Source organism: Aeromicrobium sp., assembly GCF_014378035.1.
In the GTDB taxonomy this organism is placed as follows: Bacteria; Actinomycetota; Actinomycetes; order Propionibacteriales; family Nocardioidaceae; genus Aeromicrobium.
In genome coordinates, this window is record NZ_JACMOM010000395.1 from 1 (window position 1) to 11,461 (window position 11,461).

Sequence of the window (11,461 nt, forward strand, 5' to 3'; positions counted from 1 at the left end):
ACTCACGTTCCTGCCGCACCCCCCCCGGCGCCCAGGACGTCTAGGTGATGACTGCGTGGAGGTCATCTATCCGCTGCGCCGGCGAGTGGTCCACCCCACCTTCCTGTGGCATCGAGGGCGGTGGGCCGTGTGCGCCGTCTTCGCGCGATGACGCCACTGATGGCGAGAGCCAGGATCGCGAGGAGCGGTACCACCAGGCTCCACCACGCCGCGACCGCGAACGGAATAGTCCCGACCAGCAGCAGTGCGAGCCGAGGCCGCTTGTTGCGCATCCATGGTGATGCGAACAGGGCGAGACCACCGAGAACACCGACGAGCGTGAGTGCCAGCGGCGATGCGCGCAGCGCCATCATCACCTCGAATGCACCGAGAAGGCTGACGAGCCCCGGCAGCCATGCCGTAGCGATGACGTCGCGGCTTTCCCGCCAACCGCCGGCGACCGCAAGGCCGGCGGGCACTGTCAGCAGCGGGCCCGGGAGGTACCACAAGGCGCCGACCGTGGTGAAGCACACGACGCCGGGCACGAGCATGCCGACGGCGCTGGCAACTCGTCCCGATGGCGGGATCGAGTCCTTGCCCAGGCTGACTGCACTGGCTAGGCCGATGGCACTGAGAACAATGGTGAGCAGACCGAGTGCCACCGGGCTTGCCTTGCTTCCCGTCAGCTCGGGGATGTCTGGCCCCGCCACAGCCTGGACGACGCCGGCAATCATCCCTGATGCACCGCCCAGAAGGCCCAGGCAGCGCGCCGGGCGCCGGTTCATCGGATCACCGCACCGAGTGGTCGACGGGGGCTGGGCCGGGCGGTGCGGATCGCATGCCCCAGACGGAACGCCACCACGGCACCCCTGCCGGGCTGCGCCACCAGGTCCTGCAGTCTCGGCGCGAACGTGGCAGGCAGCCCCAGCTGCCGCTCGCGGTCGATCCGCTCCGTGACCTGGTTCATGTGCTGCAGGGCCAGGCCATCCGCCGTGGCGGCGAGGTGGATGCGCTGCAGAACCCGACCGGCCTGCAGGCGATCGGTCACGTGGTCGCCACCCGGCACCGTGATGATGCCGTAGGCCGCGGCGGTCGCCGTGTGCACCGTTCGCGTCTGGTCGAGCCAGAACCTGTCGCCAGCACTGCGCGATGACGCCGGCAACAGCTTGGCGACGGTCAGGGTGGTCGTGCTGAACCCCTGCGCGTCGAGCGTCGGACCGTCGCGATGCTTGTCGATGTCGTCGCGGCTGTTGCGGAACCACGAGAACGACTCCTCGGACTGTCCCCGATCGTCGATGAATGCCTCGGTCGCCTCCAGGATCAGCGCACTCATGGCTTCTCGGTCGGAGTCCGAGGCCAACCAGCGCAGCTGGACGTCAGGCGATTCGGCCACGTGTGCCGACAGGCCCTCGAGCACCGTGCGCGGGACCCGCTGCGCGCGATAGGGGCCCCGGTTCGAGTGTCGGTCACCGATGACTTCATGCAGCGACGATGTGCTGACGGGCGCGGGCTCGAAGGCCACTGCAGCCACGTACGTCTCGTCTGCCGGATCGGGCAACCACTTGACCTCTGCCCGGAAGCCGCGAGCGCCCAGACCGAGGACCAGGTTCTCGACGGCGCAGCCGAGGCCCACGTGGTGCTCGCGGCGGTAGGGGTCGACCGCCGGCATGTCCCGGCTCGGGTCGGCAAACACGTCAACACTCCGGTCGGTGACGTGGAAGATCCACGGTTGGGTGTTGTGCGGGTTGGCGGCAAGGATGGCAGCCCCGACGGCACCCTTGGGGCTGTCGTCGTCGCGCCATTGCGACCACGCGTCGTAGGGCGCGCCAGATCCGGCGTCAAGCACCCCGTTGTCGAACACCCGATAGCTGGCAGCTCCCGACGCACCCACCAGGATCGTCGCGCCGCCGAGCCCCATCGCCTTGAGTGCGGACCGTCGCGAGATCGGCCGTGACGCTCGGTCTCCTGTGACAGCGGAGAACTCTGGTGTGTCGTCGGGCATCGTCACTGCCGCCTACGCCGCCGTAGGCGTCACGGTGGGGCGGCCCAGCCGTTCGCGCACAGCACGCTCGACGAGGATGGGAATGAATGACTGGAGTCGGGCATCTGCCAAGCGGGAGTACTCCGCGTCGACACATGCCCTGACGATCGCGGGAGCGACGTGACGGTAGTCACCGCAGAGTTGAGCGGCCAGCTCGTCAACGTACGACGATCCGACCAAGCGGTCTCGTCCCTGGTCGGTTGAGCTGGTTCTCATGGCGCTGGTGGTCCTCACTGCACTGCTCCCGTCGTCGAAGGTGATCCCACAGCTCCAGCGTCTGCCTGTCCCGCGCTCGGGGGCAGGGTCGTGGGTCCCGAATTCCGTGATGGACAATCAAGGACGCAGGGCACTCACAGACAGGGAGCGGAACATGGAACAGCTCGACCTCGGAGTCATCGCCCGCACCGTCAAGGAGAACGAGCGGCGGCTGCCGATCCACCCGCGCCATCTCGAGCGGCTGAGCGACGCCACCCGGCCGCACATCTTCCTCGAGGAGGGCTACGGCACCGAGTTCGGGTTCACCGACGAGGAGCTGCGCCCGTACGTCGCGGACCTGCTGACGCGTGCCGAGCTGATCGCCCGCTGCGATGTCATCCTGCTGACCAAGCCGCAGGCGTCCGACCTCCTCGAGATGCGCGAGGGACAGATCCTCTGGGGCTGGCCGCACTGCGTCCAGGACCGGGCCCTGACCCAAGCGGCGATCGATCGCAAGTTGACGCTCATCGCCTTCGAGGCCATGAACCACTGGAGCGGAGACGGCTACTTCCTGCTCCACGCACTGCACAAGAACAACGAGCTCGCGGGCTACTGCTCGGTGCAACATGCGATGCAGCCCAGCGGTCTGACCGGCAACTACGGCCGCCGGCTGAGTGCCGCCGTCATCGGCTTCGGCGCGACCGCCCGCGGTGCCGTGACTGCGCTCAGCTCGCAGGGCATCCACGATGTCGACATCTTCACGCAGCGCGGCGTCGCGGCCGTCAATGCGCCGATCCACTCGGCGAGCATCGTGCACTTCGAGCCGGGTCTGTCGCCGCAGGAGAGCCGTGCGCACAAGGAGGACGGGTGGACGGCGATGCCACCATTCCTGGCCGAGCACGACGTCATCGTCAACTGCGTCCTGCAGGATCCCAACTCCCCCATCACCTTCCTCGAGAACGTCAACCTCGGCAGCCTCGCCTCGGGCACGCTGATCGTCGACGTCTCCTGCGACGAGGGCATGGGATTCGAGTGGGCCAGGCCCACGACGTTCGACGAGCCGACATTCATGGTCGGCAACGGTGTGACCTATTACGGCGTCGACCACAGTCCGTCCTTCCTCTGGAACTCCGCGACGTGGGAGATCAGCCAGGCCCTCCTCCCGTTCCTCGGCATCGTGCTCGGCGGGCCCGCAGCGTGGGAAGAGGACGAGACGATCAAGCGTGCCATCGAGATCCGTTCCGGGGTCATCCGCAACACCGAGATCCTGGCCTTCCAGAACAGGTCGGAGGAGTTTCCCCACCTGGCTCTGTGACGTCGATCGGTTGCGAGATGGCTCCGGCCCAGTAGCGTCGTGGTGACAGTTATCGATGAAGGGAAGCACCATGCCGACACGTACAGCCCGCACCGCCTGGGACGGCGGATTCCAGGACGGATCCGGTCAGGTCGAGCTCACCAGCTCAGGCCTCGGCACGTTCGAGGTGTCGTTCCCGAAGCGCTCGTCCGATGACGGGGGCGGCGCGACCAATCCCGAGGAGCTGCTCGGGGCGTCCCACTCGGCTTGCTACGCGATGCAGCTCTCGGCTCTCCTCGGTGAAGAAGGCGCGACTGTCCACTCGTTGGAGATCAAGGCCGACGTCTCGCTGGGGCCCGACCCCGACGGTGGGTTCAAGCTCACGGGCATCGCCCTCACGGTCCGCGGCGAGGTGGCCGGCATCGACGCCGCGGGCTTCGCCCACGTTGCCGAAGCGGCCAAGGCCACCTGTCCCATCAGCAAGGCACTGACCGGCGTTGACATCACGCTCGACGCGGCGCTCGAGACCGCGTAGCCGACACCGCACCGATGCCCCGGACCCGCGCACGGTCGGGGGCTTCGGACGATTGGGCGGCCGTCAAACGGTGCTCGGCGTCGTCGCCCGGAACCCCTCGACAGCGGTGCAGTGCCCGTTGTACGAGGAAGACCCGTCCGAACGGTGCAGCCTGCCTGCGGCCGAGCAGGTCTCCGCGTTATCCTGTGAAGGCTAGTTTTCAGGCTAGTTCTCAGGTGTGCCCAGCAACTAATCGGAAGAGGCGATCGAGGCCGTGGCCGAGTCCTCGCAAGACAGTTCAACCCCAGATTTCGGCACCAACCAGTGGCTCGTCGAGGAGATGTTCGAGCGTTTCCAGGATGATCCGTCGTCCGTCGACCCGACGTGGGTCACATTTTTCAAGACCGGTGCCGGCGCAGCCCTCAATGGGGCCTCGCCCAACGGCTCTTCGGCAACGACCGCGGCGGCACACGATGCACCAGCGGCTCCGGTTCAGCGGCCCACGTCACCCAGCGCCGTCGAACCACTGTCGGCCCAGACCGAGCCCGTGAGGACAGCACCGGCCCACGCCCAGGTGGCCGCACCGGTCCACGTCGAGCCGGCCGCTCCGGTCGCCCCCGTCGTCGACGCCCCGGCCAGGCCCGCCACCTCGACCTCCAGGTCGGCCCCTGCCGCCCCGAAAAAGGTCGGTCCCGGGGAGGTCGGCCACGTCATCCTGCGCGGAGCAGCCTCCCGCACCGTTGCCAACATGGACTCGAGCCTCACGGTCCCCACCGCGACGAGCGTCCGGTCCGTCCCCGTCAAGCTGCTCTTCGACAACCGCGTCGTGATCAACAACCATCTGGCTCGCGCGCGAGGCGGCAAGGTCTCGTTCACGCACCTGATCGGCTATGCCATCGTCCAGGCCCTCGCGGCCATGCCGGAGATGAACACCGGTTTCGAGGTCGTCGACGGCAAGCCCAACCAGCTCAAGCCCGAGCACGTCAACTTCGGCCTCGCCATCGACCTGAAGAAGCCCGACGGTTCCCGCACGCTGCTGGTGCCGTCGATCAAGGCCACCGAGACGATGGGCTTCGCCGAGTTCTGGTCCGCCTACGAGACGATGGTCAAGAAGGCCCGTGACGGCAACCTTGAGGTCACGGACTTCCAAGGCACCACTGTCAGCCTGACCAATCCCGGCGGCATCGGCACCAACCACTCCATCCCGCGTCTCATGCAGGGCCAGGGCGTCATCATCGGCGTCGGCTCGATGGAGTACCCGCCGGAGTTCCAGGGCGCCTCCGACCACACCCTCGCCCAAATGGCGATCTCCAAGATGATGACGCTCACGTCGACCTACGACCACCGAGTCATCCAAGGTGCGCAATCCGGCGAGTTCCTCAAGCGAATCCACCGTCTTCTCCTCGGCGAAGAGGGCTTCTACGACGAGATCTTCCGTGCGCTCAAGATCCCCTACGAGCCCATCCGCTGGGCCCAGGACATCGCTGTCAGCCACGACGACCAGATCCACAAGCAGTCCCGGGTCCTCGAGCTCATCCACGCCTACCGCGTGCGCGGCCACCTGATGGCCGACACCAACCCGCTCGACAACACGCCTCGCAGCCACCCCGACCTCGACACCGCATCGCACGGGCTCACGCTGTGGGACCTCGACCGCGAATTCGCCACCGGCTCATTCAAGACCGAGAAGCGCTTCATGAAGCTGCGCGAGATCCTCGGTATTCTCCGCGACTCGTACGCCCGCACCATCGGCCTCGAATACATGCACATCAACGACCCGGCCGAACGGACCTGGTTCCAGCAGCGCATCGAGCGTCCGCACACCAAGCCGCCGCGCGAGGAGCAGCTGCGCATCCTGCAGAAGCTCAACCAGGCAGAGGCGTTCGAGACGTTCCTGCAGACCAAGTTCGTCGGCCAGAAGCGGTTCAGCCTCGAGGGTGGCGAGACCACGGTCCCCGTGCTCGACGAGATCTGTGAGGCCGCCGCGTCAGACTCGCTCGAAGAGGTCTGCATCGGCATGGCCCACCGTGGCCGGCTCAACGTGCTGGTCAACATCGCCGGCAAGCACGCCGGCTCGGTGTTCCGCGAGTTCGAGGGCAACATCGACCCCCGCACCGTCCAGGGCTCCGGCGACGTCAAGTACCACCTCGGCGTCGAGGGCGAGTTCACGTCGGGAAACGGCGACACGATCAAGGTTTCCGTCGCTGCCAACCCGTCGCACCTCGAGGTCGTCGACCCGGTGCTCGAGGGAATAGCGCGCGCCAAGCAGGACCGTCTCAACCGCGGCCAGGAGTTTCCGGTGCTTCCCGTGCTCGTGCACGGTGACGCCGCGTTCGCCGGACAGGGCGTCGTGGCCGAGACCCTCAACCTCTCGCTGCTACGGGGCTACCGCACCGGCGGCACGATCCACCTGATCGTCAACAACCAGGTGGGCTTCACGACCTCGCCGTCGTCGTCACGATCCTCGACGTACTGCACCGACGTCGCCCGGATGATCCAGGCGCCGGTCTTCCACGTCAACGGCGACGACCCGGAGGCCTGCATACGGGTGGCGCACCTGGCGTACGAGTACCGCCGCACGTTCCACAAGGACGTCGTCATCGACCTGGTCTGCTACCGCCGTCGCGGTCACAACGAAGGTGACGACCCCAGCTTCACGCAGCCGCTGATGTACGACACGATCGAGAAGAAGAAGTCGGTGCGCAAGCTCTACACCGAGGCTCTCGTCGGTCGAGGCGACATCACGCTCGAGGAGGCCGAGGCCGCGTTGGGCGACTACCAGGTCCAGCTCGAGCGCAACTTCGCCGAGGTCAAGGAAGCCGCCACCGACCCGGGCTACTCCCGCACGCCCGACTACCCCGACAAGCCCGAGCACGCCGGCGAGCTCGTCACCGCGGTGTCCCCCGAGACGATGAAGGCCATCGCCGACTCGTACACCAACGTCCCCGAGGGCTTCACGGTCCACCCCAAGGTGCTGCCGCAGCTCCAGCGTCGTGCTGCCTCGATAACAGCTGGCCCGATCGACTGGGGAACCGGTGAGATCATCGCCATGGGCTCGCTTCTCCTCGACGGGCGCCCGGTGCGAATCTCCGGCCAGGACACCCGCCGCGGCACGTTCGCGTCACGTTTCGCCACGATCATCGATCGCACCAACGCTGAGGAATGGACACCACTGTCCAACGTCGGCGACGACCAGGCGACCTTCTACGTCTACGACTCGCTGCTCAGCGAGTACGCGGCCCTCGGGTTCGAGTACGGCTACTCCGTCGCCCGTCCCGAGGCACTGACGATGTGGGAGGCGCAGTTCGGCGACTTCGTCAACGGTGCCCAGTCCGTCATCGACGAGTACATCTCTGCCGGTGAGACCAAGTGGGGCCAGAAGTCCGGTGTCGTGCTCCTGCTCCCGCACGGCTACGAGGGTCAGGGGCCCGACCACTCATCGGCCCGCATCGAACGGTTCCTGCTGCTGTGCGCCGACGATGCCATGACCATCGCACAGCCCTCGACCCCGGCGTCGTACTTCCACCTGCTGCGCCGCCAGAACCTCGAGAGCGAGCACCGCCCGCTCATCGTCTTCACCCCGAAGTCGATGCTGCGCAGCAAGGCGGCCACGTCGCAGCCCGACGATTTCACGTCCGGCACGTTCCGACCGGTCATCGGCGACGACTCGGTCGACCCGTCGACCGTCGAGCGCGTGCTCGTGTGCTCGGGCAAGGTGACCTGGGACCTGTTCGCCGAACGCGAGAAGCGCGAGTCGGGCCAGTCGCGCACCGCCATCGTCAGGCTCGAACAGATCTATCCGCGGCCCACTGCCGAGCTCAACGCCGAGGTGGCGAAGTATCCCCACGCTCGCGAAGTGCGCTGGGTGCAGGACGAGCCCGCCAACCAGGGCCCGTGGCCGCACGTCGCGCTGCACTTCAGTGGCGAGTTCGACGGGCTGCCACTGATGCGGGTCTCGCGCCCGGAGTCGTCGGCGCCGTCCGTCGGCTCGCACGCGCGGCACGCGGAGGAGCAGGCCACGCTGATGCAGCAGGCTTTCAGCTGATCGGCTGACGGACTCCATCGACCATGTACTTCACCGATCGAGGTATCGAAGAGCTGCAGTCACGCCGGGGGGACGAAGAGGTCTCCCTGGCGTGGCTTGCTGAAAGACTCAGCGAGTTCGTGGATCTCAACCCCGACTTCGAGATCCCCGTCGAACGCCTCGCCACCTGGCTCGCGCGCCTGGACGACGACGAGTGATCCCGCTGCCCGCGGCCGGACTCACCGGCCCGACCCGCGCAGGCCCCACCCGTTGCGGCTAGAGCGTCAGCACGATCTTGCCGAACACCGATCCGTCGATCACTGACGCGAGGCCACCAGCAACGTCGGCCATCGGGATCTGACGGTCGATCAAAGGCCGGGTGCCGGTGACGTCCATGAACTGGACGAGCCCGTGCAGTTCGTCGCGCGTGCCCATCGTCGAGCCGTGCACACGCATCTGCTGGAAGAAGATCCGGGTGAGCTCGGCCGCCTTGGGCGCGTCGCCCGATGTGGCACCGGCGATGACGACCGTGCCGCCGGGACGCATCGACTTGATCGAGTGCGACCACGTCGCGGCACCCACGGTCTCGATGACGGCATCGACCTTGGACGGCAGCCGGGCACCGGACTCGAACGCCTCGTGGGCCCCGATCTCGATGGCCCTGGCCCGCTTGTCCTCGTCGCGGCTGGTGGCGTAGACCCTGAAGCCTGCTGCCCGCGCCAGCGTGATCGCCGCCGTGGCGACACCGCCGCCTGCGCCCTGCACGAGCACCGTGTCGCCCTGCTTGAGCCCGGACTGCGTGAAGAGCATGCGGTAGGCCGTCAACCATGCGGTGGGAAGACACGCAGCCTCGGCGAACGACATGCCCTCGGGCTTTGCAACGACGTTGCGCCTCGGCACGGCGACCCGCTCGGCGAACGTGCCCTGGTGCCGCTCGGACAGGAGGGAGCGCTTCGGGTCGAGGGTGTCGTCACCGCGCCACGACGGATCGTTGATCACGGCATGGACGACGACCTCGTTGCCGTCGTCGTCGACACCCGCGGCATCGCAACCAAGGATCATCGGCAGCGACTCCGCACGGAGTCCGACGCCACGAAGGCTCCACACGTCGTGGTGGTTGATCGAGGCTGCTTTGACAGTGACTGTCGTCCACCCGTCAGGCACCTCCGGCTCGGGGCGCTCCCCCACCACCAGCCCGTCGAGCGGGTTCTCGGGGTTGATCGTGCCGGCGTAGACGGCGAACATTCGGCTCCTTCGGATGTGGGTCAGTAGGGACGGCGTGCGAGACCTTCGCGGCGCGCTGTGTCGGTCACTGCGCGGGAGACCGCCGAGGCGACCCGTGGGTCGAACGGCGAAGGGATGACATGGGTCGCGCTGAGGTCGTCACCGACGAGGTCGGCGATGGCGTGGGCGGCGGCAAGCTTCATGCCCTCGGAGATGCGGGTCGCGCGCACGTCGAGCGCGCCCCGGAAGATGCCGGGGAACACGAGGACGTTGTTGATCTGGTTGGGAAAGTCCGACCTTCCGGTGGCGACGACCCGGGCGTAGCGCGAGGCCACGTCGGGATGAACCTCGGGCGTCGGGTTGGCGAGCCCGAACACGATGGCGTCGCGGGCCATCGAGGCGACCGCCTCCTCGGGGATCGTGCCGCCCGAGACACCGATCAGCACATCCGCACCCGCCAACGCGTCCGACACCGTGCCGGACCGCGCCCAGTCGCCGGTCTGCTCGGCCACCCACCGCTTGACCTCGTTCAGATCGTCGCGCCCGGGGTGGATGACTCCCGAACGGTCGACCACCGCGATCTTGCGAACGCCGGCGCTCTGCAGCATTTTCATGATCGCCACACCTGCCGCGCCCGCGCCCGAGATGACGACCTTGATGTCCTCGAGGTCGCGATCGGTGACTCGGAGCGCATTGATGAGCGCCGCGAGGACCACGACCGCGGTGCCGTGCTGGTCGTCGTGGAAGACCGGGATGTCGAGGAGCTCGATGAGTCGGCGCTCGATCTCGAAGCATCGGGGGCTGGAGATGTCCTCGAGGTTGATGCCGCCGAATGTCGGGGCGAGCCGGACGATCGTCTCGACGATCTCGTCGACATCGGTCGTGGCAAGTGCTATCGGGATGGCGTCAACGCCGCCGAACTGCTTGAACAGCACGGCCTTGCCCTCCATGACGGGCATCGCGGCGGCGGGGCCGATGTCACCGAGACCCAGGACCGCGGTGCCATCGGTCACGACGGCAACGGTGTTGGAGACCCAGGTGTACTCGTGAGCGGCCTCGGGGTCGGCAGCGATCGCCTCGCACACGCGGGCGACTCCCGGCGTGTAGGTCATCGCCAGGTCTGCCGCGTCGCGCAGCGGCACGGTCGCGGAGATCTCCATCTTCCCGCCTCGGTGCAGCGCGAAGATCGGATCCTCGGGGTCTGGAGAGACTGTCTGCATGTCAATCATGTTGGTGTCAGTAGGTGTGGCAACCATGGAGCTGATCCTCGGGACTGTCCGTACTGGTTTTGATCAGTACTGCTTCAAGACGGGACCGATCAGGTCGCCGGCGCGGCTCAGAGGCCGCAGTCTGACATCCGCCGGAGCGGGATTCACACGGGTTGTGCCCGGTCGCCAGTCTCTCACACGCGGTGGTCCTCGCTGAGTGCGCGGGTCACGGGTGGAGCGAGCAGACAGGCGAGCACGACGACAGCCGACACCGCAAGGAGCGCGGCGATGAGACGGGTGTCGCCGGTGCGCTCATCGGGCTTGCGCAGGTTCCATGCGAGGAGCAGCTGGATGAGCTGGGTGACGATCAGCGGACTCCGCGCCCACGCGTCACCACGCACCACTCGCCACGCCGCCCAGGCCTGACCGGCACCGTAGATCAGCAGGAAGACGCCGATCCCGACGCCGACTCCGACGGGGTCCGCCGAGGGCGCCACGAGCCCGAGCACCGCCAGGATGACGAATCCCACTGCCTCGGCCGACACGGTCACCGCAGCCGCGAGCAGGAGCGCGCGGGCCGTGCCTTCGGGGCGTCGGGAGAGTGTCACAGCGGCAGCAAACGGAGGGGCCGGGGCGGGAGCAGACGGACGGGCACAGCCTCAGCGTACGAAAGGTGTGACCCATCCGACAATTCACACGACGTCAATCCCTTGTAAACCCGTTGAAATGTTGAAAACATGGAGGTCAACGCTTTGGAACGGGCTCAACGGCCCAGCCCAAGGCACGCAACCGAACGGGAAGGAGCGTCCCCATGGATTGGCGTCATCGTTCAGCATGCCTAGATGAGGACCCTGAACTCTTCTTCCCCATCGGCAACACGGGTCCCGCCATCTTGCAGATCGAAGAGGCCAAGGTCGTATGCCGCCGCTGTGATGTCCGCGAGCAGTGCCTGCAATGGGCACTCGAGTCCGGACAGGATCAC

11 protein-coding genes are annotated in these 11,461 nt (G+C 67.2%); 5 read left to right on the forward strand and 6 right to left on the reverse strand.

What is annotated here, in order from left to right; translation table 11 throughout:
* Positions 1-62: 62 nt before the first annotated feature.
* The 3 genes from H7290_RS20885 to H7290_RS20895 are packed head-to-tail and all read right to left on the reverse strand — an operon-like array spanning position 63 to position 2,236.
* Entirely contained in the window at positions 63-764 is a 702-nt protein-coding gene (locus H7290_RS20885) for a hypothetical protein (RefSeq protein ID WP_290515939.1), read from the reverse strand.
* Complete coding sequence (locus tag H7290_RS20890) at positions 761-1,981, reverse strand: hypothetical protein (RefSeq protein ID WP_290515940.1); 1,221 nt, start codon at positions 1,979-1,981, stop codon at positions 761-763. Before H7290_RS20890 ends, H7290_RS20885 begins: the two co-directional genes overlap by 4 nt.
* Positions 1,982-1,993: 12 nt before the next feature.
* On the reverse strand, positions 1,994-2,236 hold the full coding sequence (locus tag H7290_RS20895; protein ID WP_290515941.1) for a three-helix bundle dimerization domain-containing protein: 243 nt from the start codon (positions 2,234-2,236) through the stop codon (positions 1,994-1,996).
* A gap of 154 nt (positions 2,237-2,390) precedes the next feature.
* On the opposite strand from H7290_RS20895, the gene H7290_RS20900 reads away from it, so the two are divergent.
* The 4 genes from H7290_RS20900 to H7290_RS20915 all read left to right on the forward strand — a co-directional run bounded on the left by H7290_RS20900 (position 2,391) and on the right by H7290_RS20915 (position 8,265).
* The gene (locus H7290_RS20900) at positions 2,391-3,530 is read left to right on the forward strand and encodes a N(5)-(carboxyethyl)ornithine synthase (protein WP_290515942.1); all 1,140 of its coding nucleotides are present in this window, start codon (positions 2,391-2,393) and stop codon (positions 3,528-3,530) included.
* 70 nt (positions 3,531-3,600) lie between these two features.
* Positions 3,601-4,044 carry an OsmC family peroxiredoxin gene (locus H7290_RS20905; RefSeq protein ID WP_290515943.1) on the forward strand — a complete coding sequence of 148 codons (444 nt, stop codon included), beginning with the start codon at positions 3,601-3,603 and terminating at the stop codon, positions 4,042-4,044.
* A gap of 253 nt (positions 4,045-4,297) precedes the next feature.
* Positions 4,298-8,068 (forward strand): multifunctional oxoglutarate decarboxylase/oxoglutarate dehydrogenase thiamine pyrophosphate-binding subunit/dihydrolipoyllysine-residue succinyltransferase subunit, encoded by a 3,771-nt coding sequence (locus tag H7290_RS20910; RefSeq protein WP_290515944.1) that lies wholly within the window; start codon positions 4,298-4,300, stop codon positions 8,066-8,068.
* 23 nt (positions 8,069-8,091) lie between these two features.
* Positions 8,092-8,265, forward strand: coding sequence for a DUF6104 family protein (locus H7290_RS20915; protein WP_290515945.1), 174 nt, complete (start codon positions 8,092-8,094; stop codon positions 8,263-8,265).
* Between the two features lie 58 nt (positions 8,266-8,323).
* On the opposite strand, the gene H7290_RS20920 is transcribed toward H7290_RS20915, so the two are convergent.
* From H7290_RS20920 to H7290_RS20930, 3 genes are all read right to left on the reverse strand, one after another.
* The gene (locus tag H7290_RS20920) at positions 8,324-9,292 is read right to left on the reverse strand and encodes a zinc-binding dehydrogenase (RefSeq protein WP_290515946.1); all 969 of its coding nucleotides are present in this window, start codon (positions 9,290-9,292) and stop codon (positions 8,324-8,326) included.
* A 20-nt stretch (positions 9,293-9,312) separates the two neighbouring features.
* Positions 9,313-10,527, reverse strand: a complete 1,215-nt coding sequence (locus H7290_RS20925) for an NADP-dependent malic enzyme (protein ID WP_290515947.1) — start codon at positions 10,525-10,527, stop codon at positions 9,313-9,315.
* A gap of 146 nt (positions 10,528-10,673) precedes the next feature.
* Positions 10,674-11,087 carry a hypothetical protein gene (locus H7290_RS20930; RefSeq protein WP_290515948.1) on the reverse strand — a complete coding sequence of 138 codons (414 nt, stop codon included), beginning with the start codon at positions 11,085-11,087 and terminating at the stop codon, positions 10,674-10,676.
* Between the two features lie 203 nt (positions 11,088-11,290).
* Here H7290_RS20930 and H7290_RS20935 point away from each other — a divergent pair.
* Positions 11,291-11,461: WhiB family transcriptional regulator (locus tag H7290_RS20935; RefSeq protein ID WP_290515949.1), on the forward strand; the 171-nt coding region annotated here is incomplete at its 3' end.

What these genes read in the sequence shown, in the direction of transcription:
- H7290_RS20885 (WP_290515939.1), bottom strand. Translation starts at nt 764, where the DNA reads ATGAACCGGCGCCCGGCGCGCTGCCTGGGCCTTCTGGGCGGTGCATCA.
- H7290_RS20890 (WP_290515940.1), bottom strand. Translation starts at nt 1,981, where the DNA reads ATGCCCGACGACACACCAGAGTTCTCCGCTGTCACAGGAGACCGAGCG.
- H7290_RS20895 (WP_290515941.1), bottom strand. Translation starts at nt 2,236, where the DNA reads ATGAGAACCAGCTCAACCGACCAGGGACGAGACCGCTTGGTCGGATCG.
- H7290_RS20900 (WP_290515942.1), top strand. Translation starts at nt 2,391, where the DNA reads ATGGAACAGCTCGACCTCGGAGTCATCGCCCGCACCGTCAAGGAGAAC.
- H7290_RS20905 (WP_290515943.1), top strand. Translation starts at nt 3,601, where the DNA reads ATGCCGACACGTACAGCCCGCACCGCCTGGGACGGCGGATTCCAGGAC.
- H7290_RS20915 (WP_290515945.1), top strand. Translation starts at nt 8,092, where the DNA reads ATGTACTTCACCGATCGAGGTATCGAAGAGCTGCAGTCACGCCGGGGG.
- H7290_RS20920 (WP_290515946.1), bottom strand. Translation starts at nt 9,292, where the DNA reads ATGTTCGCCGTCTACGCCGGCACGATCAACCCCGAGAACCCGCTCGAC.
- H7290_RS20925 (WP_290515947.1), bottom strand. Translation starts at nt 10,527, where the DNA reads ATGGTTGCCACACCTACTGACACCAACATGATTGACATGCAGACAGTC.